Below are 24,680 nucleotides of genomic sequence, written 5' to 3'. Positions count from 1 at the left end.
GGCGGCGGGGCGCACCCGACTGGTGACACCGGCACGGGCGGTCCCCCGCTTCCGGCTCGGGCGACGCCGTCTGGTGACACCGGTTCGGGCGATGCCCCCCCCGTGTCCGGTTCGGGCGGTGCCCCCCCGTGTCCGGTTCGGGCGGTGCCCCCCCCCGTGTCCGGTTCGGGCGATGCCTTCCCGCGTCCGGCTCACGTGACGCCCGTGTCCGGCTCACACGACCCCCGTCCGGCTCACACGACCCCCGCGTTCGGCATACGCGACGACCCCCGTCCGGCTCGGGCGACGCCCCTGCCCCACTCACGCGACGCCCCCGCCCCGCTCACACGACCCCCGCGTCCGCCCGTCGGCGCAGTACGAGCAGCGCGGTGTCGTCGGTGGGCGCGCCCGCGGCGTGGCGCCGCAGGTCCCGGTAGAGGACGGTGGGCACCTCACTGGCGCGGATCCGGCTCCAGCCGGCGGCCCGCTGCTCCAGGGGGTAGAAGGTGCCCGAGGGATCGCGGGCCTCGGTGACGCCGTCCGTGCAGAGCAGGAGCGTGCCGTCGGAGGGGAACCCGAACCACTCGACGGTGCGCGGCGCGGGGGTCAGGGCGTCGAGGCCGAGGGGGACGCAGGGCTCGCCGGGGAGCACCGGAGCGGCGCGCCCGCCGTCGAGCAGCAGCGGCGCGACATGGCCGCAGTTGATCGCCTGGACCTCCTGCCCGGAGTCGACACCGAGGACCAGCGCCGTCACGAACCGCTCGCTCTCGCCGACCTGCGCCGCGAAGGAGTTGTGCCGCAGCACCGCGTCCTCCAGGGCGTCGACGACCCCGGTGAGGGTGGGTTCGGACACGGCCGCCTCGCGGAAGGCGCTCAGCACGGCGAAGGCCGCGCTGATGGCGGGCAGCCCCTTGCCCTGGACGTCGGCGATGAAGACACGGCTGCCGTAGGGGGACGCCACCACCTCGTAGACGTCGCCCCCCACGCGGCTGTCCTCCTCCACCGGCCGGTACAGGCCGTGCACCAGGAGATGGTCGGTGACCAGCGGGAACGGGCGCAACAGCTGCCGTTGCAGGGCGGCGGCGGCCGACCGCAGCCGGGCGATCTCACCCTCGTCGCCGACCCGCTGGATCACCCGCGCCAGGCTGAGACCGTTGAAGACCAGGGCGAAGACGACGGTCGCCACCGCCGCGCCGGCCGTGTCCTCGGCGGCGTCGAAGAGAGCCGCGACGATCACGACCGTCGTCCACGCGGCCGCGACGGCGGTCTGCCGTACCGTGCCCCGCCCGGCGACCAGCGCCGGCACCACCACCAGGAACGGAGCCAGCCGGGTCTCCCGGCCGAGGAAGAACCCGACGACCGCCAGGAGCACGGTGAGTCCCACGAGCCAGCCCAGCACCACGGCCCAGCGCAGCGGCGGCGCCGGCCGTCCCGCACCGGCGACGCGGGCCGCGCCGTCCGCTTCCCGCGACGTACCCGTGCCCGCACCCGTACCCGTCGTACCTGTACCCACCGCCCCTCCCGGACGTGGAGACGAGGAGAACCCCTCCCCCACACCCTCCCGCACTATCCGCCCACCGTCGCGGCGTGGCCGGGGGCCGGGGCGCCGGACACCGCGCCGACCGCCCTCCACGGGCGTACCGTCGCCCTAGGGCGAGGTCGGGCACGGCGGGCGGCGAGCCGGTGGGCCCGCGCACGGGAGCCCCGCGGACGGGGTCCCACGGCTGGCGTCCCACGGCTGGCGTCCCACGGCTGGGGTCCCACGGTTGGGGACCCTCGGCCGGGGACTCGCGGCCGGTCCGCGGTCCGCACCGACGACGGGAGGTGGCGCGTGACCAGCCCGGGTGATCCGGCCGCCGACACGCAGGCGCTGGACGCCGTCTTCACGGAGACGGTACGGCGTACCGGCGCGACCATCGGTGCCCTGTACGTGCTCTCGCCCGACGAGCGCATGCTCTGCCTGGATCTGTTGTGCGGGGCGCCCGCCGAACTCGCGACGCCGTGGGCGACGGTCCCGCTGTCCGCTCCGGCCCCGGTCGCCGACGCCGTCCGCGACGACCGCCTGGTGTGGGTGGGCGGCGAGGGACAGCTGGCCCAGTCCTACCCCCGCACCGCGATGGTGCTGCCCTACCCGCTGGCGCTGGTCGCCGCCCCGGTCACCGCGAGCCGGCGGCTGGGCGCCCTGCTGCTGATGTGGCCGGCGACCCGCCCCTCGCGCATGAGCCGGCGGGAGCAGGGCCACATCGAGGCCAGTTGCCGGAGCCTGGCGCGGCTGCTGGAGGAGGCCGTCGAGCAGGGCAGGCCCTCGCCGTGCGGCCGGGGGATCCGGGTGCTGCCCACGGGGGCCGGGCACCGGCGCCTGGGCCCGGCGATGGCCGCCGCCGACTTCGCCGAACGCCTGCCCGGCGGCAGCTGCGCCCTGGACCTGGAGGGACGCTTCACCTTCCTCAGCGCCGGGGCCTGCACCCTGCTGGGCCGCACCGCCGGTCAGCTGCTGGGCACCCTGCCGTGGCAGTCGCTGCTCTGGCTGGACGACCCCACCTACGAGGACCGCTACCGCGCCGCGGTGCTCAGCCGGGAGCCCGTCGCCTTCACGGCGTGCCGCCCGCCGGACCGGTGGATGGACTTCCACCTCTATCCGGACGCCAGCGGCATCAGTGTCCGGATCGTCCCCATCGGCGGCCGGCCCCCGCCCTGGCCGGCGACCCGCAGTCCCGGACCCGCCGCCGCGCCCGCCCGGGCCGGCCAGCTCTACCAGCTGACGCACCTGGCGGCCGGGCTGACCGAGGTGGTCGGCGTGCGGGACGTCGTCAACCTGGTCGCCGACCAGATCATGCCCGCCTTCCGCGCCCAGGGACTGGTGCTGTCCACCGTCGACGGCGGCCGGCTGCGGATCACCGGCCACCGCGGCTACGACGCCGCCACCATCGCACAGCTCGACAGCCTCCCCCTCGACACCGGCTTCACCCCGGCCGGCCAGGCCATCGCCAGCGGCATCCCCGCCTTCTTCGCCGCACCGGAGGACATGCTCCGCATCTATCCCGAGGCGCCCCGGATCAGCGGCAAGCAGGCGTGGGCGTTCCTGCCGCTGATCACGTCCGGCCGCCCCGTGGGCATCTGCATCCTCTCCTACGACGAGCCCCACGTGTTCCCGGCCGAGGAACGCGCCGTCATGACGTCGCTCGCCGGGCTCATCGCCCAAGCCCTGGACCGGGCCCGCCTGTACGACACCAAACTGGAGCTCGCCCACGGCCTCCAGCAGGCGCTGCTGCCGCGGACCCTCCCCACGGTCACCGGGCTGCGGGTCGCCGCCCGCTATCTGCCCGGGACGCGGGGGATGGACATCGGCGGGGACTTCTACGACGTGATCCGGCTCGGCGACAGCGCCGCCGCGGCCGTCATCGGCGACGTCCAGGGCCACAACGTCGCCGCCGCCGCGCTGATGGGCCAGGTCCGTACCGGAGTGCACGCCCACGCGACCCTGGGCACGGCTCCCGGCGAGGTCCTGTCCCGGACCAACCGGCTCCTCACCGATCTCGGCACCGACCTGTTCACCAGCTGCCTCTACGCCCATCTCGACCTCGCCGCCCGGCGGCTGACCCTGGCCAGCGCCGGCCACCCGCCCCCGCTGGTGCGCCTGGCCGACGGCACCACCCGGCCCGTGGACGTACCGCCCGGACCCCTGCTCGGCATCGACCCCGACGCCGAGTTCCCGGTGACGCGGACGCCCCTCGCTCCGGGGCTGACGCTCGTCTTCTACACCGACGGGCTCATCGAGACACCGGGGGTCGACCTGGACGACGCCATCGCGGAGCTCGCCGGGCATCTCGCCGACGCCGACGACCGGGATCCGGACCGGCTCCTCGACACCCTGCTCACCAGGTCGGGCACGGCCGGCCGGCGCACCGACGACGTCGCCCTCCTCCTCCTGCGGCACGTACCGGACGGATGACGCCCAGCCCCGGACGACACCCACGACGACACCCACGACGACACCCACGACGACACCCACGACGACACCCACGAAGGCGGCGACAGGGCAACCACACGACACCGCCCGTCGCCCTCGGCCGCGCGTCAGACCCGCCCGGACGCCTCCTGCGAGCGCCGGGAGAGCGAGTCGATGACGATCGCGGCGAAGAGCACTCCACCGGTGATCACGAACTGCACGGCCGCCGGAGTGTCCGTGATGGCCATGCCGGAGGAGATCGACTGGATGACCAGCATGCCGAGCACCGCGGACCAGGTGGTCCCGCGTCCGCCGAACAGGCTGGTGCCGCCGATGACGGCCGCCGCGATCGCGTTGACCAGCAGGACGCCCGAGCCGGAGTTCTGGCTCACCGAGGTGATCCGCGAGGCGAGGAAGAGGCCGCCGATCGCGGCCATGGTGCCCGAGGCGGCGAGCACGGCGGTCCGCACGCGCGTGACGCCGATGCTGGCGCGCCGGGCGGCCTCGGCGCTGCCGCCGACGGCGTACACCTGCCGTCCGTAGTGGGTGCGCCGGAGCACGATGTCGAGGCCCGCCACCACCACGAGGAAGACCAGCAGCGCGAGCGGCAGCCCCTGGAACCGGTTCAGTACGTACGCCGAGCCGAAGGCGGCCACGGCGACGGCGCCGGTGCGGGCCGCCACGACCCGGCGCGAGCGGTGCGGCATGCCCGTGGCCGCCCGGCGCCTGCGGTCCCGGTGGGACACGACGAGGACCGCGCCGGTGCCGACCGCCGCCACGCCGTAGGCGACGGCGTCGTGGCCGAAGTGGTAGCTGGTCAGCTGCGCGACCGGCCCGTCCTCGTCGAGCGTGATGGTGCCGCTCGTCCCGAGGACGGAGAGCATGATGCCGTTCCAGGTGAGCAGCCCGGCGAGGGTGACGACGAACGCCGGTACCCGGGTCTTGGCGAAGGAATAGCCCTGGACGGAGCCCGCCGCGGTGCCCGCGAGCACCGCGATGACGACGGCGAGCCACTCCGGCACGCCGTTGTTCACGTTCAGGACGGCGAAGACGGCCGCCGCGAGACCGCTGACCGAGCCGACCGACAGGTCGAGTTCACCGAGCAGCAGCACGAAGACGATGCCGACCGCGATCATCCCCGGGCCCACGATGTCCACGCTGAGGTTGGACAGGTTCCGGGGGGAGAGGAAGTTCGGGTCGAGGCACTGGAAGACGATCCACACCACGGCGAGGACGGACACGACGGGGAGGGCGCCCGGGTCACCGGTGCCCAGCCTGCGGCGGACGGCGGCGACCCGGTCCGCCAGGGGGCGGACGACGGCCCGTCCGTCCCGTGCCCGGGACGCCGGCGCGCGAGGCGCGGGGGAGCCGGCGGGCCGTGCGGTGTCCGCCTTGCCGCGTGTCTCCTTCACCACGCCTCCCGGGTGGCCGGCCGGCGGGGCACGTTCTCCGTGGCGCCGGTGACGGAGGAGATGATCTGCTCCTGGGGGGCCGTGTTCACGTCGAAGAAGCCGTTGTTGCGGCCCAGCCGCAGCACCACCGCCCGGTCGGCGAGGGCCTTGACGTCGCCCATGTTGTGGCTGATGAGCAGGACCCCCAGACCGCGGTCGCGCAGATGGTCGACGAGGTCCAGGACCTCGGTGGTCTGCTGGAACCCCAGCGCCGCGGTCGGCTCGTCCAGGAGCAGGACGCGGGGCTTGCCGAGGAGCGAGCGGGCGATGGCGACCGTCTGGCGCTGGCCGCTGGAGAGGGAGACGACGGGGGCCCGCAGATCGGGCAGGTCCCGGGTCAGCCGTTCCAGGAGGTGCCGGGTACGGCGCTCCATCTCCACCTCGTCCAGGAACCCGAACCGGCGGATCTCCCGCCCGAGGTACAGGTTGCCGACGACGTCCAGGTTCCCGCACAGCGCCAGGTCCTGGTAGACGGTGGCGATGCCGAGGTCCCGGGCGTCTTGGGGGCGCCTGATGTGGACCGGCCGGCCCTCCCACTCGACGGCGCCCCGGTCGGCGGGCACGACCCCGGAGATCACCTTGACCAGGGTGGACTTGCCGGCCCCGTTGTCGCCCAGCAGCGCGACGACCTGGCCGGAGTGGATCTCCAGCTCGACGTCCCGGAGCACCTCGACGACGCCGAAGCGCTTGCACACCCCGTGCAGGGCCAGCAAGGGGGGAGCCGGCACGGAGAACCATCTCCTTCCCGGAGGCCGGGGCCCGGGGCCCGGGGGTGCGGGGCCCGGGGGTGCGGGGCCCGGGGGTGCGGGTCAGGTGAGTCCGGCGTCGCCGCAGGCCTTCCCGAGGCGCGGGGTGCAGAGCTGCCGGACCGTGTACACGCCGTCCTTCACCAGGGTGTCGGCGACGGTGCCGGCGGTGACGGCCGACGGGGTCAGCGTGATGGCCGGGACCGTGGTCCCGTCGCGGGTCCGGACGGTGTCCGTGGCGATCCTTCCGAGGCTCTCCCCGCGGGCCGCGGCCACTGCCATGGCGGCACCGCCCGCGGCCTCCGGAGCGAACGGCTTGTAGACGGTCATGTACTGGTCGCCGCCCAGGATGCGCCGTACGGCCGCGAGTTCGGCGTCCTGCCCGGTGACGGGGGGCAGCGGCTCGACGTCGTTCGCCCGGAGGGCGGAGACGACGCCCGCGGCGAGCCCGTCGTTGGCCGCGTACACCCCGTCGATGTTGCCGGCGCCCAGTGCGGCGATGGCCCCGGACATGTTCGTGTGCGCGGTCTCGGTCCGCCACTGGAGGGTGTCGTACGTCTTGCCGATCTTCACCCGGCCCGTGAGGACGGACAGGGCGCCCTTCTCGAACGCCGCCGCGTTGGGGTCGCCGGGATCGCCGTTCATCATGACGATCTGGCCGTCGGACGCCCGCGCGCCCATGCCCTTCAGCAGTGCGGTGCCCTGGAGCCTGCCGACCTCCTCGGCGTCGAAGGAGACGTGGCCCGCGATCGGGCCCGCGGCGAGACGGTCGTAGGAGATGACCGGGATGCCCGCCTCCTCGGCCTTGCCGACGGTCGGGCCGAGCGCCCTGGCGTCCACGGGCGCGAGCACGATCGCGTCGACGCCCCTGGCGATCATCGAGTTCATCTGCTTCTGCTGGAGGGCCACATCGCTCCTCGCGTTGGCGTGCTCGATCACGCAGTCGCCGCACCGCCGCTCGATCTCCTTCTCCAGCAGGGGCCTGTCCCGCGTCTCCCAGCGGGCCGCGGTGGCCTCCGGCAGCAGCAGACCGATGCTCGGCCCGTCCCCCTCGCCGGAGCCGGACCCGGTACCGAAGCCGCAGGCCGCCAGGGAGACGGCCGCCGAGCCCGCGGTCACGATCACGGCCACGCCCCGGAGGCGGACCTTCACCCGGGAGCCCTCCCTCCGGCCGGCCTCCCCCACCCGTGTAGCACCGCGGCCCGCCGCACGGCCCGGGCGTGCGCCCGTACGGCCAGGGCGCGGGAACAGGCGCCGACCGTCCGTGGCGAAGGGGGACAGGCGCCGACCGTCCGGGAGGAACGGGCCGAGCGGAAACGGCAAGACGGCCACGTCGACAGTGTGGCACCGGCCGCGGTCCTGGGCGAATGCTGCATGTTCGTCGACATCTGTCCACCGGGGCCGCATATGCGATTCTGGTGGATGGGTGCCGGGTCCCACCCGTCGACACCCGACCGTTCGACACCTCGGTACCCGAGGCCTCCACGGGGAGGTGGTCGCGGACATGCCTCATGACGGCCGGGCCCGGACCGGGCTCTGGGAGCCGTCGGCCCCCGAGGCCGGCGCCACCACCGGCGCGGGCGCGCCCGCGCTCCTGGCCGGACCCACCGGCGCACCCCCGCAGGTGCCCGGGTCCACCGCGAGCGAGCGCGTCCTGAGCTTCGCCGGGGCCGCGCTCGCGGCCGTCTACGTGCCCGCCGCGGACGGCGAGGACCTCCGGCTGGCCGAGACCTCCTCGGGCACCGACCAGGCGCACGGACTGGCCGAGACCTCCTCGGGCACCGACCACGCGCACGGACTGCCCGAGCGCCTGCCCCTGTCCGGCGGCTCGCCCGCGGCCCACGCCGTGCGCACGGACCGGCCCCTGTGGCTGAACGACCTGGAACGCGCCGCCTACGACGACGAGGGCGGCCCGCCGCCCCCCGGCCGGTCGCTCGCCGCGCTGCCCCTGCGGACGGCGGACGGACGGCGTGGCTGCCTGGTCGTGGCGGGGACCGACGCGCAGGGCTTCGACGCCGAACGGCGCCACCTCCTGGAGCGCTGCGCCGAAGCGGTCTCCGGCCTGCTGCGCGCCGCAGCCGGCCGCCCGGCGCCCTCGTCGCTGCTCGCCCCGGCCCTGCGGAACCTGGGCATCGGCTCCTTCGTCCTGGTGCCCGGCACCGGGCTGGTCGAGGCGGACGAGACCCTCCTGGAACTGACCGGCATCACCCCGGACGACTTCGACGGCAAGGCGGAGACCCTGCTCTCCCACGCCCTGCCCGACGACATGCACGCCCTGATGGCGGTCCTGGAACCGTCGGCCCAGGCCTTCGGCCACCGGCGTGAGCTGGAGTTCCGCGTCCGCTGCCCCACCGGCGAGCTCCGCTGGCTGAGCCTGGCGTGCCGGGTGCCGGCGGGCACCGGCGACCGGCCGGACCGCATCCTCGGGGTGGTCACCGCGACGCCGGTGCTGCGCCGCGGCCCCGACGACGTCTCCCGCATCCAGTGGCTGACCGCCGCCCTCGACGAGGCGACGACCGTACGGGACGTCGGCCGGGTCGCGGTCACCGCGCTGCGGGAGCCGCTGGGCGCCGGCCGGGTGGCCCTCGCCGAGGCGCAGGACGGCCGGCTCGACGTCACCGTTCACGACCCGCCGGAGCCCGCGGACTGGCCCGGGAGCTGGCGCGCGGCGCCGCGCCCGGAGCAGCAGCCGCTCGTCGAGGTGCCCGACGCCGCCCTGTCCGCCCTCCGGGCCGCTCTGCGGGACGGCCGCATGGACCTGTGGCCCGCGGGGGCGGCCCCCGGTCCCGCACTCGTCGACCTCGGTCCCGGCGGTCTGGCCGTGCTGCCGCTGCCCGCCAAGGGCCGGATCCTCGGCGTGTGCCTGGTCGGCTGGGACCACGCGCACGCGTTCGCCCCCGAGGAGCGGTCGTTCCTCACCGCCGCCGCCGCGCTCGTCGGACAGGCGCTCACCCGGGCGCACGCACACGACGCCGAGGAGGAGCTCGCGACGATGCTCCAGCGCAGCCTGCTGCCCCGGCGGCTGCCGGAACTGCCCGGCGGCACGGCCGTCGCCCGCTACCTGCCGGCGCGGCGGGGACTCCAGGTGGGCGGCGACTGGTACGACGTCATCGCCCTCACCGAGGACCGGGTGGCGCTCGTCATCGGTGACGTGCAGGGGCACAGCGCCGCCGCCGCGACGATCATGGGGCAGATGCGTACCGCCGTACGGGCGTACGCGGTCGAGGGCCACCCGCCCGACGTGGTCCTCTCGCACGCCAACCGCCTCCTCGTCGGCATGGAGACCGACCTGTTCGCCACCTGCTGCTACGCCGAGGTGGACATGGAGGAGGGGACCCTGCTCTTCGTGCGGGCCGGGCACCTCGCGCCGCTGGTGCGGCACCCCGACGGCACGACCGAGGAGGCGGAGGTCGAGGGCGGGCCTCCGCTCGGCATCCTCGCGGACGCCGAGTTCCCCATGACCTCGGTCACCCTGACCCCCGGCACGGTGCTCGCCCTGATCACCGACGGCCTGGTCGAGTCCGCCGACCTGCCCCTGGACGAGGGCATGGACCGCACCCGCGCCGCGCTCGCCGCGGCGGACGCGGCGGACCCGGGGGCCATGGCCGACGCCCTGCTCGGCGACGGCGGCCGCCGGGAGGACGACGTGGCGCTGCTGCTGCTGCGCTACGACGGCATGGAGACCCGTCCCGTCAAGGCCGGCTGGGCGGTGTGGCGGCTGCCCGACGCCGTCATGCACGCCCGCCGGTTCACCGCGCGCACGCTGCGGCGGTGGCGGGTGGAGGAGGCGGCCGACGCGGTGCTGCTGGTCGTCTCCGAACTCGTCACCAACGCCCTGGTGCACACCCAGGGCCCGGTCCGCATCGACCTGGTGCTGCGCGGGGACCGGGTACGGGTCAGCGTGAGCGACTCCTCGCCCCGGGCGCCCGCCAAACCGGTCATCGTCGACTGGGAGTCGACGGGCGGCCGGGGCCTGCTGCTGGTCGAGGCGGTGTCCGAGTCGTCCGGCTCGGTACCGGTGGCCGGCGGCAAGCAGGTGTGGAGCGAGATCGTCGTGACCTGCCGCGACCCGGCCACCGGCGACCCGCCGCCCCCGACCGAACCGGGGAGCCTGTGGTGAGGCGCGGACAGCGACGCGGCCGGCACGGCGGCGGAGGCGCGGTCGCCCGCCGCCCGGGAGCTCACCGACCGGGCGGACCGCCGGACACGGGGGCGGAGGCGCCGGCGCCGTCGGCCTGCGAGGGGGCGTCGCACTCCGAGGACGCGTCGGCCCGCGAGGACGCGGGGGCAGGGGAGGACGCGGAGGCTGGGGAGGACGCGGGGGCAGGGGAGGACGCGGAGGCTGGGGAGGACGCGGGGGCAGGGGAGGACGCGGAGGCTGGGGAGGACCGGCCGGTGAGGCCGCGCAGCCACCGCTCGGCCGGGCGCTCCACCCCCTGGTAGGCCAGGGCCGCGAGGGCCAGGCTGACGGCGGCCGCTCCCGCCCAGAAGGCCGCCGTCTCGCCGCCGGGGGCGGGCTTGCCCCAGTGGAAGACGGCCACCCGGATCACGATCTCGTGCAGGAGGTACCAGGCGAACGACCAGTGCCCGAGCCGGATCATCCAGGCCCCGCCCAGGCCCGTGCGCCTGCCGTCCAGGTCGGCGCGGGCGGCGGCGCAGATCAGGGCGGCGAAGAGCGGCGCCGACAGCCACTGCGAGGCGTTGTACGGGCTGTACCAGAGGATGTCCGGAACGGCGTGCGACCAGGGGACGAGGGCCAGGTGCCAGCCGGCGACGAGGGCGATCGCCACCGGCAGCGACAGGGGAGGCCGCCGGCCGCGCCGGAGCGCGAGCCCGGCCACCACGCCCAGCACGAAGTGCAGGGAGCGGGTCGGCGGCAGGTAGTCGAGGGCCCAGTTGCGCGTCGTGGGCGGCAGACCGGACAGGGCCGGCCACAGCACCAGGGAGGCCCCGACGACGCCGGCGGCCGTCCACGCCCACACCCTGGCGCGACGGCCCGCGAGCACCGCCAGCAGCGCCGGGAAGAGCAGATAGAACCAGGCCTCGTCGCTCAGCGACCAGGCGGCCGGATTCCCGCCGGTGAAGACGACCGGCTGCGGGAACCAGGCGTGCACCAGCAGCAGGGTGGCGGCCACCGCCCCGGCCGGGACGGTACGGCCCATGACGGCCCACACGGCGACCGACAACCCGACGCTGACGGCGAGCAGCGGCCAGACGCGGGCGAAGCGCCGCCACAGGAAGACCCGCGCGGGCACCCGCGCCCCGTCGTACGTCCAGGCCAGGACGGCTCCCGACAGCACGAAGAAGAACGTCACCCCGCTCCGGCCGTACCAGACCGCCTCGCTCAGGCCGGGGACGGGCCCGACCTGACGGGACAGGTGGTAGAGGACGACGAGCAGGGCGGCCCAGAAGCGCAGCCCCGTCAGCGAGGGCAGCCGGTCGCGGCCGGCCGCCGGTGTCAAGGTCAACGAGGATCGGTCCTTCACCTTCGGACGGCACGAGGAGGTTCCCCTCCGCACCCCGGTGAACGGTCGCCCGGGGTCCCGCCCGAAGGCCCGGTGGCCTGGGGGATCCTCGCACGGAGGAGCGCAGGATACCGGCTCCGGCGCGGGGAACGGCCGGACCGGAACCGTCGCCGGCTACTCGACCTTGGCCCAGTCCAGGGTGCGCTCCACCGCCTTCTTCCAGCCCTCGTAGCCCTCGGCGCGCTGCTCGTCGGACCAGGCGGGCTCCCAGCGCCTGGACTCCTGCCAGTGGGTGCGCAGTTCGTCCGTGTCCCGCCAGAAACCGGTGGCGAGGCCCGCCGCGTAGGCGGCGCCGAGCGCGGTCGTCTCGGCGACGACGGGGCGGCTGACCGGAACACCGAGCACGTCCGCCTGGATCTGCATGCACAGGTCGTTGGCGGTCACCCCGCCGTCCACCTTGAGCACGTCGAGGTGGACTCCCGAGTCCTGCTCCATGGCCTCGACGACGTCCCGGCTCTGGTAGCAGATGGCCTCCAGCGTCGCCCGCGCGAGGTGGCCGTTGTCGTTGTAGCGGGCCAGGCCGACGATCGCGCCGCGGGCGTCGGAGCGCCAGTACGGGGCGAACAGGCCGGAGAACGCGGGAACGAAGTACACGCCGCCGTTGTCCCGCACGGTACGGGCCAGTGTCTCGCTCTCGGCCGCCGTACCGATGACCTTCAGCTGGTCGCGCAGCCACTGCACCGCGGACCCGGTGACCGCGATGGAACCCTCCAGCGCGTACACCGCCGGGCTGTCCCCGAACTGGTACGCCACGGTGGTCAGCAGCCCGTGCCGTGAACGCACCAGTTCCGTGCCCGTGTTGAGGACGAGGAAGTTGCCGGTGCCGTACGTGTTCTTGGCCTCGCCCGGCGCGTAGCAGACCTGTCCGACCGTGGCCGCCTGCTGGTCGCCGAGGACCCCGCTGATGGGGATGGCGGCCCGCATGGGCCGGGAGGAGCGGGTCACGCCGAACGCCTCGCGGTGGGAGGAGGGGTTGATGGCGGGCAGCATCTCCCGGGGGATGTCGAAGAAGCCCAGCAGCTCGTCGTCCCAGTCGAGGGTCTCCAGGTCCATCAGCATGGTGCGGCTGGCGTTGGTCACGTCGGTGGCGTGGACACCGCCGTCGGGGCCGCCGGTGAGGTTCCACAGGACCCAGGCGTCGGTGTTGCCGAAGAGGGCGTGGCCCTGACGCGCCGCCTCGCGGACGCCGTCGACGTTCTCCAGGATCCACTGGATCTTGCCGCCGGAGAAGTAGGTCGCCGGCGGGAGCCCCGCCTTGCGGCGGATGACGTCGCCCCGGCCGGAGCGGTCCAGGGCCGCGGCGATGGAGTCGGTGCGGGTGTCCTGCCAGACGATGGCGTTGTAGTAGGGGCGCCCGTTGCGCGGATCCCATACGACGGTGGTCTCCCGCTGGTTGGTGATGCCGATCGCCGCGAGGTCCTCCGCGACGAGATTGCCGTTGCGCAGGGCGGTCTGCATCACCGAGTTGGTGCGCTCCCAGATCTCCACCGGGTCGTGCTCGACCCAGCCGGACTGCGGAAGGATCTGGGTGTGCTCCAGCTGGTGCCTCGCCACCTCGTTGCCGGAGTGGTCGAAGATCATGAAACGGGTGCTGGTGGTCCCTTGGTCCACCGCGCCCACGAAGTCAGCCATGGGGTACCGCCTCCGGTCCGGGGGTCAGCTGTGCGGGGGGCGGCGCTCGGGGGCGGGGACGCGGCCGGGGGGCTCCGGCTCCGCCGTGGGGAGGAACCGGCCGATCAAGGCCTTGTACAGTCCCGCGCCGAGCAGACCGCCGATCAGGGGACCGAGGATCGGTACCCAGAAGTAGAAGTTGCCGTACTGGTCCCGCCAGGCTCCGCCGTAGCCCGTGAGGAAGCTCGCCAGCCGGGGGCCGAAGTCGCGTGCGGGGTTGATGGCGTACCCCGCGTTGGTGCCCCAGGCCATGCCGATGGCCACGACGATCAGACCGACGATGAACGGGGCCAGGTTCGCGCCGGGCGGGTTGTTGAGCAGGTCCGTCACCGCGAAGATCAGCAGCAGCAGGATCGCGGTGCCGATGATCTGGTCGCGGAAGGCGCCCCACTCGTACACCGGCAGGTTCGTGTTGCCGTTGGCCGGGAGGGTGGAGAACACGATCTGCGTCTTGTAGGTGTGACCGGGGTCGGCCTTCGCGAGCGCCTCGGTGTAGTTCCAGCGCACGATGAGCGCGGCGACGAAGGCGCCGGCCGTCTGCGCCAGCGCGTACGGCACGACCTTGCGCCACGGGAACCCCTTGAACGCGGCCAGGGCGACGGTCACCGCGGGGTTGAGATGCGCTCCGCTCATCCGGCCGGCGACGTAGACGCCCAGGGTGACGCCGATGCCCCAGGCCCACGAGATGCTGTCGTGGTTCCCGAGGCCGCCCGGCGGCGTGGTCAGCGCCCCGCCGGCGACCACCTGGGCCACGACGCCACAGCCGAAGAGGATGAGAACCATCGTGCCGGCGAACTCCGCCGACAACTCGCCGATCATCCCCGACCTTCTGAACCGATCAGCCATGGGAAGCCCGCTTTCCCGCCGGCTCCGGGCCGGCTGTCGAGTGCCCGAGCTTGTCTCAGATCAGCATAAGGCGATCATGGACTTGTCGCATATGTCGTAGCGAACCGCCCGCTGCCTGTGGGTCCTGGTCACAGGACGAACGCCTGCCTGGCTGACGTCGTGGGCCGCGGACACGATGGGCGGGCGGGGCCGCCGTGCTCCCGCGCCGTCCGCCGCGGCCGCGCGGCGCGGTCCCGTCGCGGTCCCGTCGGGGTCCCGTCGCGGGCCCGTCGCGGTCCCGTCGCGGGCCGCCCGGGGCCGGGGCGGCGGCCTTCTGTTCCCGTCCTCCTTCCCCCGTTCCTTCCCCCGTTCCTTCCCCCCGTTCCTTTCCCTCGTTCCTTTCCCTCGTCCCCGTTCCCCGTTCCCCGTTCCTGAGAGGCAGTGATCCCTGGTGAGTGCGAGCGGACGCCCCGACCCGGCCGCCGATACCGCGGCCGACCCCGGGCGGACAACGTTCGACCGGTGGCGCTACGCGGGCGTCTTCCTGCTCCTGTTCCTCTTCGGCACCGAGACCTTCCTCGTCTCCCCGCTGCTGCCGACCATCGCGGACGACATCGACGTGTCCGAGTCGGCGGCCGCCCAGAGCGTCACCGCCTACGTCCTGGTCTACGCGGTGACCGCGCCCTTCTTGGGGCTGCTCAGCGACCGCCTCGGCCGGCGGCGCACCCTGCTCGCCGGCACCGTGCTCTTCCTGCTGTCCAACGCCGCCGCCGCCCTGTCGGCGTCGCTCGCCCTGCTGATCGTCTCCCGGGCGCTGGCCGGCCTGGCCGCGGCCGCCGCGGGTCCGGCGATCTGGGCGCACATCGCCGAGACGGCCCCCGAACGGGTCCGGGGCCGCGCGCTCGGACTCGGTATGGCCCTGTTCTCCTGCGGCCAGGTCGTCGGTGTGCCGCTCGGCGGACTGCTGGCGGGCGCCACGGGCTGGCGGTCGGCGTTCCTCGCGCTCGCCGTCGGTACCGCGGCGGCCGTTCCTCTTCTCGTGCGCCAGGTGAGCGGCGGACCGGTGCCCGGGGCGCCGGCCCCGGACCGCGGGGCGCTCGGCGCCGTGCTCGCCGCGTGGGGGCACCCCGCCCTGCGCAAGGCCCTCGGGGTCAACACCGCCTTCCACGCGGCCAACCTGGGTGCCTACACCTTCCTGGGCGTGGTGCTCGTCGACCGGTTCGACCTGTCGGTGTCCGCCCTCGGGCTCGTCGGCGTTCTCGTCGGTGCGGGCAGCGTGGCCGGCTCGCTGATCGGCGGCCGGCTGGGCGACCGGTCCCGGGCGGCGGGGCGCGACCACCTTCCGCTCCTCCCGGTGTGGGGCCTGCTCCTCGCGGCGGGCGTCGCGCTCACCGCCACGGGCCCCGGCCTCGTGCTCGCGCTGCTGGGCGTCACCGTCTGGTTCGTGGCGAGCGGAGGGTTCGTCATCGACCAGCAGACCCTGGCGGGGACGGCCGCACCCGATCTGCGGGCCACCTCCAGTGCCTGGCTGACGTCGACGATGTACGCCGGGACGGGCCTCGGCGCCTGGGCCGTCGGAGCCTTCGACGACACGGGGACCGGAACGCTCGTCGTCGGGGCGGGCCTCGCCCTGGCCTCCGCGCTCGCGGCGCTCGCCCTCAGCACCGGACTGCGCCGCAGGACCGGCACACCGGACCGACCGCCGACGGCCGCCACGCCGGACGGACCGTCGGCGGCCGGAGCGGCGGACGGACCGTCGGCGGCCGGAGCGGCGGCGGAGGAGCCCGCCCGGCCGTGAGCCCCGGGTGAGCGGCGGGCGGGACTCACCCCGCCTGCCGCTCACCCCCGTCCGGGGCCACGGCCCGCAACGGCCGCTCGCACAGCGCGGTCATCCGCACCCGGTCCTGCTCCGTCAGCGGGGTGAACAGCAGGACGAGCGCCGACGGGTCGTCCACCGGGTGGAACGACGACAACGACAGGGTCATGGGCGCGGACCCCGGAGGCCGGACCGTCACGGAACGGGCCGTCAGCTCCGCCACCGAGTGGCAGCTCCACCAGTGGCGGAGCTCGGGCGCGTCCTCCGCCAGCCGGTGGTAGAGCTCGCCGGTGCGCGGGTCGCCGAGCGCCGGTCCCGCCTGGGCACGGAAGTGCTGGAAGATGTTCATCGCCAGCGGTTCCCAGTCGTGCAGCACCGTGCGCAGCCGCGGGTCGGCCACCATCAGCCACATCAGGTTGCGCCGGTCGGCGGGAACGCTCTCCGGGCTGCCCCACAGGGCGCTCCACGGGGCGTTCCAGGCGAGCAGGTCGAAGTGGCGGTCCAGCAGCACCGCGGGACTGGTCGGCCAGGAGTCGAGGACGGGACGTACGGCGGCGGCCAGGCCGCCCGGTTCGGCGTCGGACGCCACCGGTTCGTGGTAGCCGGCCAGCCGCATGGCGTGCCGCAGGCCGGCCGCGTCCAGCCGCAGCGCCCGGGCGACGGAGGTCAGCACCTGCCGGGAGGCGGTGACCCGGCCCTGCTCCAGCCAGGTGTACCAGGCGAGGCCCACGCCGGAGAGCGAGGCGACCTCCTCCCGGCGCAGGCCGGGCGTGCGCCTGCGCGCGGTGGCCGTCAGACCCACGTCGGCGGGCTTGAGCAGTTCGCGGTGGGCTCGCAGGAAGGCACCGAGCTCCTGGCTGGGGCCGGGGGTGGGGGTGGACATGGTGACGGCTCCTCGGCCTGTGCCGATCGATCGGTCGGCGGACGGACGGTGGTGAGAGGGGAGAGCGGACGGTGGTGAGGGGGGCTGGGGCGGACGGTGGTGAAGGGACTGGGGCGGGCAGTGGTGAGGGGACTGGGGCGGGCAGTGGTGAGGGGACTGGGGGGGGGGGGGGGGGGGGGGGGGGGCGGGCCCCCCCCCCCGCGACCGCGCACCGCCCTTCACCCTAGGGGGTGGCTCCGGTACGCGGGGTGAGCTTCCACAGCCGTACCGGCATGGCGCTCACCCGGCCCCGTGCGCGCTGGCGTTCCGCGGCGACGCGTCCGACGGCCCGGAAGAACGCGGCCCGCTGTCCGGGCTCCACCACGGAGGCGTAGTAGTCGCCGAAGGTCGCCGCGTGGAAGTGCTCGTACTGGGCCGCGTCCCGCACGGTGACCACCGCCTCCCGCTCCCGTTGATCCTCGATCGTGAAGAACTCGCCCAGTAGCGGGGCGAGTTCCGCCACGGAACGGGTCCGGGTCGCGATCGGCAGCACCCCGTGGTCGTCGAGCAGCCCGGGCACCGCCTCCCGCGCGACGCCGAGGCCGGCCAGGGCCTCGCGCACGATGTCGTCCTCGCCGCCGAGGCCGTGGCCGTCGCGGGCGGGGTGATACGTCGTCAGCAGGAAGGTGCCGTTGGGCGCGAGGTGGTCGCGCACCCAGGCGAGGACCCGGTGCTCCACCGGGTACAGCCAGTGCAGCACCGACGTCATGGTCACCACGTCCGCGCGGTACGGCAGTGGGGCCGGCGCCGTCAGGTCGGCGCGGTGCAGCACCGCGCGGGCGCCGAACGGCCGCAGCCGCTCGCCGGCCTCGGCGATCCGGTGCTCGGAACGCTCCAGCCCGACGGCCAGCCGCAGCGAGGGGTGGCACACCAGGGCCGCCTCCAGCAACTGGCCGATACCGCTGCCGAGGTCGACCAGCACACGGGGTTCCCCGGACACCCGGTCGAGGACCCAGTCGCGGTCGTGCACCTGGCGCAGCCTGCTGGCGTCGTCGTAGCCGCCGAGGGTACGGGCCTGGGTCTCGGTGTCGTTCAGGGTCACGAGCGGTCCTCCTGGGCGTCGTCCGTGCCGGTCGCGGGGCGCGCGGCGGCGGCGAGGGGCGGGGGCGGCAACGGCGTGGGCGGATGCGGCGTCGCGATGAACTCCTCCAGGCGGCGCCGCACGTCGCTCTGGTCGTACCGCTTGAAGAGGTTGATCCGGTTGCGGGCGAGGTCGCCGCGGTGGACGAGTTCGTACAGGTGCTGACGCTGTCCGAACGCGTCGCCGGTCAGCTCCCAGGCGAGCCGTAGGAGCCGGGACTTGCGCTCGGCGTCGATGCCGCGCCCGCGCATGTAGCGGTCGAGGAGGGGACGCAGCCGGGGATGGGCGAGGTCGTTCTCGGTCGGCTGCATCAGCAGCCCCGAGGCGCCGATGCGGCGCAGGACGTCCACCGCGCCCTCGGCCACCTCGGCGGACCAGACCCGGCCGGCCGCCGTGTCGCCGGGAGCCAGCAGCCCGCCGTCGGTGACGGTGGCGCGCGCCTCGGCGGCGTCGAGGAGGATCTCCGTCAGTTCCGTGTACGACGCCAGCCGGCCGAGGTCCTCCTGGATGGAGCGGAAGCCGTCGACGCCGATGCTCTCGGCGACGAGCGTGGCCGTGGCCAGCAGGGTGCGCAGGCGCTCCCGGTAGCGGACGTGGCCGATGTACGCGGACCAGGCGTTGATCCGGGCGAGCCCGGTGCGGGCCAGGTCGGCGTCGCGCAGCAGGAAGACCCGGTTCCAGGGGACCAGGACGTCGTCGAAGAAGAGCATGGCGTCCTGCTCGTCGTAGCGCGCCCCCAACGCGTGGGCGTGGCCCCAGGATTCGGTGCCCAGCGGCTCGCGGCACAGCGTCACCAGGCCCCGGGTGTTCAGCGGCAGCGCGAACCAGACGACGAACTGCTCGCCGCGGCGCTGGGTGAAGGAGGCCGACAGGTAGACCAGCACCTCGTGGGCGAGCGGCGCCAGGGTGGTGAGCTGCTTGGCACCGCGCACCACGATGCCCTCGTCGGTCTCCGCCAGGACGCGCAGCGCGAGGTCCGGGTCGTCCACCGGATCGGCGGACCGGTCGATCTGCGGGTCGCCCAGCGCGTGGGAGAGCACGAGGTCGTTGGTGGCGCAGTGGCGGTACCAGGCGTGCGCGTTGGCGCCGAATCCGGGCCGGGCGCGTTCGAGCCGGTTGCGGAAGTCGTGGACGCCGACGGCGATCGACGCCATGAAGGCGGGGGAGCGCCCGTGCTGCCCGAAGGACGCGGCGTGCCAGAACTCGGCGCTGCGGCGCTGGAGCCGCAGTTCCTCCAGGGTGCGCGGCGGCTGGTAGGCGCGGGCGAGCCGCTGCCCGCTGCCGGGGTCCCGGTAGGTGAGGAGGTCCCGGTGCCCGGGGTCGTGCTGGAGGTCCAGCAGATCCGCGAGCGCGTCGACCGCGGGGCGGAAGGCGGGGTGTCCGGCGGGGTCCGAGACCCGCTTGCCGTCGAGGTACAGCTCACGGCCGTCGTCGAGTTCCGCGCGGTACCGGTCGCCGGTGAGCAGCCCCCGGCCGGTGTCGGCGGAGGTGTCCAGGAGGGTCATGTGCGGGCTCCCGTGGAGGGGATGGGCGGGTGGGCGAGCGAGTGGTAGGCGCCGTGGTGGTAGAGCAGCGGTTCCCCCGGCCGGTCGTCCGCGGCGGCGACCCGGCCGACCAGGACGACGTGGTCGCCGCCCGGCAGGACCGTGTGCAGCCGGCAGTCGAACCAGGCCAGGCAGTCCTCCAGCACGGGGACCCCGGTGGCCTCCGCGCGCATGGGCGCCACGGTGAACAGTCCGAGGGCCCGGCCGGCGCCGGGGGCCGCGAAGTGCCGGGCGAGCGGCTCCTGGTGACCGGCGAGGACCGACACCGCGTACCGGCCGTCGGCGCGGACCGCGGCCGCCACCGGACTGCGGGCGCTGACGGCCACGCTGATCAGCAGCGGGTCGAGGGAGAGGGTGCACAGCGAGGACACGGTCTTGGCGAAGACCTCCTCGCCGTGGCGGGCGGTCAGCAGGGCGACCCCCGTGGTCCAGCGGCGGGCGGCGGCACGGAAGGCGTCGGCCGTCGCGTCGCCCCGGCGGGCCGCCGTCCCGGGACCGGCGCCGGGGCCGGTGCGCGCGGCGCTCACCGCAGCCCCACGCGGTAGGCGCGCAGCCACTCGTCGACCTGCACCAGGTGGTCCAGGCCGCCCACCGGATTGGGCGCGGTGCGCGGGCTGGGCAGGGTCCGGCCCTCGGCCAGGGCCCGGCGTACGACGTCCCGGTCGACGAGGTCGAACACCGGAGCCGCGGGATCGGCGAGCAGTGCGTGGGCCCGGTCGGTGAGCACCTGCGTGTAGCGCACGGCGGGCGTCGAGGGATAGCCGCTCTTGGGCCGGTCGGCGACCTCGGCCGGCAGCAGGTCGCGCACGGCGTCCCGCAGCAGCCCCTTGGACCGGCCGTCCGGCGCCTTCAGGGACCACGGCACGTTCCAGACGTACTCGACCAGGCGGTGGTCGGTGAACGGCACCCGTACCTCCAGACCGACGGACATGCTGACCCGGTCGACCCGTTCCAGCAGCGGCGGCAGCCACCGCGTCAGCGCCAGGTGGAACAGCTCCCGCACCCGGCGGTCGGCGCCCGTCTCACCGGGCAGGTACGGCGTCCGGGCCACGGAGGCGCGGTACTGCTCGGCGGTGTACTCCTCCGGGCGGACCTCGGCCCGCACCTCCGGACGCAGCAGCGCGGCGGGCGTGGCGCGGCCGTGCAGCCAGGGGAAGGTGTCCGCGGCCCGGGCGGCCGCGTCGTGGAAGTAGGGGTAGCCGCCGAAGACCTCGTCGGCCGCCTCCCCGGACAGGGCGACGGTGGAGCGTCGCCGCACCTCGCGGAAGAGCAGGTGCAGGGAGGCGTCCATCTCGCCCCAGCCGGGCCGGTCCCGCGCCCGCAGCACGGCCTGCCGGGCCTCCAGGAGGTCGTCGTCGGGGATGACGACGGAGGTGTGCAGGGTGCCGATGTGCTCGGCCGCCGCCTTGACGAACGGAGCGTCGGCGCCGGTGCGCCAGGCGTCGGGCGCCCGGTCGGCGCTGCCGGGGAAGTCCACGGAGAAGCTGCTCACCTTGCCCTGCCCGGACCGCTCCCGCGCCTGTGCGGCGAGCGCGGTGACGGCACTGGAGTCGACGCCCCCGGACAGCAGCGTGCACAGCGGGATGTCGCTCATCAGCTGTCGCTCCACGGCGTCGGAGAGCAGGTCGCGCACCGTCCGCCGGGTCGTCGCCGCGTCGTCGGTGTGCGGCCGGGACACCAGCTGCCAGTAGCGCCGTTCACGGGTGACCGACCGGCGTACGGAGACCAGGTGGCCGGGGCGCACCTCGCGCAGCCCGCGGAAGATCCCGTGGCCCGCCGTGGGCGCGGCGGGCAGCGCGAACAGCTCGGCGACGCCCTCGGCGTCCAGCTCCGCGCGGAACAGCGGGTTGGCGAGCACGGCCTTCGGCTCCGAGCCGAAGACGACCCCGGTGGCGTGCGCGTGCCAGTAGAGGGGTTTGACGCCCAGGTGGTCGCGGACCAGGAGCAGTTCCTCCTCGCGCCCGTCCCAGAGTGCGTAGGCGAAGATGCCGTTGAAACGCCGGGGGGCGTCCGTGCCCCACTGAAGGTGCGCCCGGAGCACCACCTCGGTGTCGGAACGGGTGCGGAAGACGTGGCCCAGGGACTCCAGCTCCCGCCGCAGCTCCCCGTGGTTGTACAGCTCGCCGTTGTAGCCGAGCACGGTCTCCGGCCGGCCGGCGGCCAGGGGCTGCGTGCCGCCCTCGAGGTCGATGACGGACAGCCGGCGGTGGCCGAGCGCCGCGTGCCGGGAGAGCCAGGTGCCGGTGGCGTCCGGCCCCCGGCAGGCCAGGGTCTCGGTCATGGCGCGTACGGTGGCGGCCCGCGTCCGCAGGTCGGTGTCCCAGTCGAGCCATCCGGTGACGCCGCACATCACTGCTCCCCTGAGGAGTCGGAGGGAGCCTCGGGAGCGGCCGCCTCCCAGCGGCAGCCGTGGCCGGTGGGGCCGGTCCTGAGGCTGTGGGTCGGCTCGAAGCCCTTGGCGCGGATGTTCGCCGACAGCGCCTTCGTGCAGTACGTGCACGGGGAGGCGAGCGTGATGCGGACCCCGGAGCGGCGGGCCTTCTCCCGGTAGTCCCAGATCGCGCAGTGCGTGATGGTCAGCGCCGCCCGGGTGGCACCGCCGATCCCGATCCCGTCGTCGAACTCGTAGTCGGAGCCGTACAGTTCGGCTTGGCGCGCGATGCGGTGGACGGGGTCGGCGGCCCCCCTGCCGTGGTCGGGCTCCACATCGCGGTGCACCGCGGCGATGGCGTCGGCCCAGGCGGCGAGGGCCCGTTCGCCGTGCCGGGAGACGAGGAAACGTTCCATCAGGGCCTGGCCGCGGAAGAAGACACGCTGCCAGTCCGCGGAGCCGCCGGCCGTGGGGTCCGGCAGGTCCGCGAAGATCTCCGCCTGAAGGGCGAACCAGTCGGACAGATGGGTGGTGTCGTGCCAGGCCGCCAGCAGCCGGGTCAGCCCCGACTCCGCCTCGTGCAGCCGTTGCCGCCACAGAGCGGAACGTTCCGCCTCCGGCATGCCCCGGTAGCCGTTGCGCAGCCGGTCGGCCGGGGCGGGGTGCGCACCGGGCACCGGCGGGGTGCCCAGTACGGCGGTGAAGGGGCGGCCGGCCTCCCGGGCGCCGGTGCCGTCGTCCGCGCCGGACGCCGGCACCCCGACGGAACCGCCGCGCGCGATGCCTCCTGCGGGCGCATCGCTCATCTCGGATCTCCTTCGCGGTGGGGAGCGGACCGGTCGGGTCCTGTTGACCGGAAACGCTAGGAAGCGGGGCGATCCCCCAGAAGCCCCTAAAGGGGGCCCCGAGGGCGACCTTCGGAGCCCGCCAACTGCTCCGAAGGTCGCCCTCGGGGCGGGGGTGGTGGGTGTGGGGGTTCTCGGGAGCGGCGGACCTGCGGAGGGGCGGGCACCTCGGCAGCGCACGCCCGTGCGCGGCCCGTCCACGGCTCGTACGCAGCCGTGCGCGGCCCGCCCACGACCCGCCCACGGTCCGGACCGTCCGCGGTCGGTCCACGGCCGTCCATCCGCGGTCCGTCCACGGCCGTCCAGGCCCATGCACGGCCCGTCCACGGCCTCGCGGCCCGTCCGAGTCCATCCACGGCCCGTGCGCGGTCCGCCCACGGTCTGCCCACGGTTTGCCCACGGTCCGGACCGTCCGCGGTCGATCCACGGCCGTCCGGGCCCGTCCACGGCTGCCCGCGGCCCGTCCGAGTCCGTCCACGGCCGCCCAAGTCCGTCCACGGCCCGTGCGCGGCTCGTCCAGGCCCGTCCACGGCCCGTCCACTGCCCGTCCGTGGGCCACCCGCGCCCCAGCCCGGGAGTGGCCCGCAGGTGGGGTCCCGTGCGTCCGGGGCCTGGATCAGCCCGCGAGGCCGTGCCGGTGCGCGTACAGTGCGGCGCGCAGCCGGTCGGACTGCCCGGTCTTGCGCATGGCGTTGGTCAGGTGCTTCTTCACCGTGGCCTCGGCCAGGGCCAGTTCCCGTCCGATCTCGGCGTTGCTGAGCCCCTGGGCCAGCTGGGCGAGGACCTGGCGTTCCCGGTCGGTGAGCCCGCAGTGCTGCGGCAGGGGCTCCGCGGCGTCCCCGGCCAGCTGCGCCACCTGGACGCGGACCGGCGGTGGCGCGGGCAGGAACACGGAGCCGCCGGCGCCCGCGACGGCCACCGCCTGCACGATCCGGTCCTCGGGCAGGTCGAGCGGGAAACACCCGCTCGCGCCCGCGAGCAGCATGCGGCTCGCCTCGGCCGTGCTCGTCGCTCTGCGCAGCAGCAGCACCCGGGCGTCGGGGACCGCCTCCGGCGCCCGGAGGCGGGCGACCAGGGCCAGGTCTTCGGCGAGCGTTCCGCCGCGCCCCAGCAGCACGACGTCCGGCCGTACGCGGCGCAGCGCGTCCGGCAGCCGCAGCGGATCCCCGGAGCTGCCGACGACCGCGGTGCCCGGGTCGGCGTTCAGGACACTGCGCAGCCCGGCACTGGCCACGGGGTGGCGCTCGGCGAGGAAGACGCGGGTGACGGGGGAGGGGCGGTGGGCCTCCGGCCCGGAGCAGGCGGGGTGACCGCAGCCGCAGGGGACGGCGGCCCAGCGCCGGCGGGGCGCGGTGGCCCGGCCCGACGGGCGGTCCTCGGCGTCGGACAGCAGCTGATGCCCGGCGATCATGTCCAGCGGATTGTCGATCTCCGCGTGCACGGCACGCGGATCACCGCATCCGGTCGCGGTGGTGAGCGTCGTCACAGCGAACCCCCGGGCGTGACAGGGCAGGCGGTGCCGACACGGCGATACGGCTTCACGTGTGGTCCCCTCAGCGATGGCGGGCCGGGACGGGCGGAGCCCCGGCGGATCGAGCCGTGATCAAGGGAGGGGGCGCGTCGACGGACGGGCCGTCAGGTCAGCGCCCGGCACACGGACGACAGGACTCGTCGAAACACCTGCGGTGCCACGAGCCGCCGATACCGACCAGCGTGAAGTCGGTTCGCCGTTTGGCCATGCGAACAGCGTAATTCGGCCTGTCGACGGGGGTCAACAAGGGCCGGATCACGTGCTTATGAGGGAACCGTGTATTCCGTACCACCGATCCTGTGACCCCGGGTATCAGCATCAACGCCTGGCTGGTCGGGGACCGTCGCGGTCCCGCACGCTTCGGTCACAGCGCCCCGGGCCCGGTCCGGTGCCGCGCGCCGCCGCACCGCCGCCGCCTCCCGCG

General features: G+C 74.9%; 17 protein-coding genes. 3 read left to right on the top strand and 14 right to left on the bottom strand.

Annotated elements, in window-relative coordinates; genetic code table 11:
- Positions 1-322 precede the first annotated feature (322 nt).
- The gene (locus ACFYWQ_RS37965) at positions 323-1,492 is read right to left on the bottom strand and encodes a PP2C family protein-serine/threonine phosphatase (RefSeq protein ID WP_389523520.1); all 1,170 of its coding nucleotides are present in this window, start codon (positions 1,490-1,492) and stop codon (positions 323-325) included.
- Positions 1,493-1,810: 318 nt separating this feature from the next.
- Between ACFYWQ_RS37965 and ACFYWQ_RS37960 the strand changes: the two genes are divergently transcribed.
- Positions 1,811-3,931 (top strand): SpoIIE family protein phosphatase, encoded by a 2,121-nt coding sequence (locus ACFYWQ_RS37960; RefSeq protein ID WP_389523517.1) that lies wholly within the window; start codon positions 1,811-1,813, stop codon positions 3,929-3,931.
- Between the two features lie 125 nt (positions 3,932-4,056).
- Here the strand turns inward: ACFYWQ_RS37960 and ACFYWQ_RS37955 are convergent, their stop codons facing one another.
- From ACFYWQ_RS37955 to ACFYWQ_RS37945, 3 genes are all read right to left on the bottom strand, one after another.
- On the bottom strand, positions 4,057-5,343 hold the full coding sequence (locus tag ACFYWQ_RS37955; protein WP_389523514.1) for a sugar ABC transporter permease: 1,287 nt from the start codon (positions 5,341-5,343) through the stop codon (positions 4,057-4,059).
- Positions 5,337-6,107: an ATP-binding cassette domain-containing protein gene (locus tag ACFYWQ_RS37950; RefSeq protein ID WP_389523511.1), complete on the bottom strand. Its 771-nt coding sequence runs from the start codon at positions 6,105-6,107 to the stop codon at positions 5,337-5,339. Before ACFYWQ_RS37950 ends, ACFYWQ_RS37955 begins: the two co-directional genes overlap by 7 nt.
- An 81-nt stretch (positions 6,108-6,188) precedes the next feature.
- Entirely contained in the window at positions 6,189-7,277 is a 1,089-nt protein-coding gene (locus tag ACFYWQ_RS37945; protein ID WP_389523509.1) for a substrate-binding domain-containing protein, read from the bottom strand.
- Between the two features lie 352 nt (positions 7,278-7,629).
- On the opposite strand from ACFYWQ_RS37945, the gene ACFYWQ_RS37940 reads away from it, so the two are divergent.
- Entirely contained in the window at positions 7,630-10,245 is a 2,616-nt protein-coding gene (locus tag ACFYWQ_RS37940; RefSeq protein ID WP_389523506.1) for a SpoIIE family protein phosphatase, read from the top strand.
- A 61-nt stretch (positions 10,246-10,306) separates the two neighbouring features.
- Here the strand turns inward: ACFYWQ_RS37940 and ACFYWQ_RS37935 are convergent, their stop codons facing one another.
- From ACFYWQ_RS37935 to ACFYWQ_RS37925, 3 genes are all read right to left on the bottom strand, one after another.
- Positions 10,307-11,593, bottom strand: coding sequence for an acyltransferase family protein (locus tag ACFYWQ_RS37935; RefSeq protein ID WP_389523504.1), 1,287 nt, complete (start codon positions 11,591-11,593; stop codon positions 10,307-10,309).
- A gap of 171 nt (positions 11,594-11,764) precedes the next feature.
- Positions 11,765-13,282, bottom strand: a complete 1,518-nt coding sequence (gene glpK / locus ACFYWQ_RS37930; RefSeq protein WP_389523501.1) for a glycerol kinase GlpK — start codon at positions 13,280-13,282, stop codon at positions 11,765-11,767.
- Between the two features lie 24 nt (positions 13,283-13,306).
- Positions 13,307-14,167 (bottom strand): MIP/aquaporin family protein, encoded by an 861-nt coding sequence (locus ACFYWQ_RS37925; RefSeq protein ID WP_389523499.1) that lies wholly within the window; start codon positions 14,165-14,167, stop codon positions 13,307-13,309.
- 430 nt (positions 14,168-14,597) lie between these two features.
- Here ACFYWQ_RS37925 and ACFYWQ_RS37920 point away from each other — a divergent pair, with 430 nt between their 5' ends.
- Positions 14,598-15,944, top strand: coding sequence for an MFS transporter (locus ACFYWQ_RS37920; protein ID WP_389523496.1), 1,347 nt, complete (start codon positions 14,598-14,600; stop codon positions 15,942-15,944).
- 25 nt (positions 15,945-15,969) lie between these two features.
- On the opposite strand, the gene ACFYWQ_RS37915 is transcribed toward ACFYWQ_RS37920, so the two are convergent.
- The 7 genes from ACFYWQ_RS37915 to ACFYWQ_RS37885 all read right to left on the bottom strand — a co-directional run bounded on the left by ACFYWQ_RS37915 (position 15,970) and on the right by ACFYWQ_RS37885 (position 24,211).
- The gene (locus tag ACFYWQ_RS37915) at positions 15,970-16,845 is read right to left on the bottom strand and encodes a helix-turn-helix domain-containing protein (protein WP_389523493.1); all 876 of its coding nucleotides are present in this window, start codon (positions 16,843-16,845) and stop codon (positions 15,970-15,972) included.
- Between the two features lie 223 nt (positions 16,846-17,068).
- Positions 17,069-17,926 carry a class I SAM-dependent methyltransferase gene (locus ACFYWQ_RS37910; protein WP_389523490.1) on the bottom strand — a complete coding sequence of 286 codons (858 nt, stop codon included), beginning with the start codon at positions 17,924-17,926 and terminating at the stop codon, positions 17,069-17,071.
- Positions 17,923-19,470 (bottom strand): 4-hydroxyphenylacetate 3-hydroxylase family protein, encoded by a 1,548-nt coding sequence (locus ACFYWQ_RS37905; RefSeq protein ID WP_389523487.1) that lies wholly within the window; start codon positions 19,468-19,470, stop codon positions 17,923-17,925. The genes ACFYWQ_RS37910 and ACFYWQ_RS37905 overlap by 4 nt, the downstream gene beginning before the upstream one ends.
- Entirely contained in the window at positions 19,467-20,036 is a 570-nt protein-coding gene (locus ACFYWQ_RS37900) for a flavin reductase family protein (protein ID WP_389523484.1), read from the bottom strand. The genes ACFYWQ_RS37905 and ACFYWQ_RS37900 overlap by 4 nt, the downstream gene beginning before the upstream one ends.
- A complete protein-coding gene (asnB, locus tag ACFYWQ_RS37895) occupies positions 20,033-21,859 on the bottom strand; it encodes an asparagine synthase (glutamine-hydrolyzing) (protein WP_389523480.1) in 1,827 nt (608 codons plus the stop codon). The genes ACFYWQ_RS37900 and asnB overlap by 4 nt, the downstream gene beginning before the upstream one ends.
- Positions 21,859-22,686: a hypothetical protein gene (locus tag ACFYWQ_RS37890; protein ID WP_389523478.1), complete on the bottom strand. Its 828-nt coding sequence runs from the start codon at positions 22,684-22,686 to the stop codon at positions 21,859-21,861. The genes asnB and ACFYWQ_RS37890 overlap by 1 nt, the downstream gene beginning before the upstream one ends.
- A gap of 655 nt (positions 22,687-23,341) precedes the next feature.
- On the bottom strand, positions 23,342-24,211 hold the full coding sequence (locus ACFYWQ_RS37885; RefSeq protein WP_389523475.1) for a response regulator transcription factor: 870 nt from the start codon (positions 24,209-24,211) through the stop codon (positions 23,342-23,344).
- Positions 24,212-24,680 lie beyond the last annotated feature (469 nt).

The organism is Streptomyces sp. NPDC003247 (genome assembly GCF_042888135.1).
Lineage (GTDB): Bacteria > Actinomycetota > Actinomycetes > Streptomycetales > Streptomycetaceae > Streptomyces.
This window is presented reverse-complemented; position numbering and strand designations above follow the sequence as displayed.

Bases quoted from the DNA above. Each gene is read 5' to 3' on its own strand.
- ACFYWQ_RS37940 (WP_389523506.1), top strand. From the start codon at position 7,630: ATGCCTCATGACGGCCGGGCCCGGACCGGGCTCTGGGAGCCGTCGGCC.
- glpK (WP_389523501.1), bottom strand. From the start codon at position 13,282: ATGGCTGACTTCGTGGGCGCGGTGGACCAAGGGACCACCAGCACCCGT.
- ACFYWQ_RS37925 (WP_389523499.1), bottom strand. From the start codon at position 14,167: ATGGCTGATCGGTTCAGAAGGTCGGGGATGATCGGCGAGTTGTCGGCG.
- ACFYWQ_RS37915 (WP_389523493.1), bottom strand. From the start codon at position 16,845: ATGTCCACCCCCACCCCCGGCCCCAGCCAGGAGCTCGGTGCCTTCCTG.
- ACFYWQ_RS37905 (WP_389523487.1), bottom strand. From the start codon at position 19,470: ATGACCCTCCTGGACACCTCCGCCGACACCGGCCGGGGGCTGCTCACC.
- asnB (WP_389523480.1), bottom strand. From the start codon at position 21,859: ATGTGCGGCGTCACCGGATGGCTCGACTGGGACACCGACCTGCGGACG.
- ACFYWQ_RS37890 (WP_389523478.1), bottom strand. From the start codon at position 22,686: ATGAGCGATGCGCCCGCAGGAGGCATCGCGCGCGGCGGTTCCGTCGGG.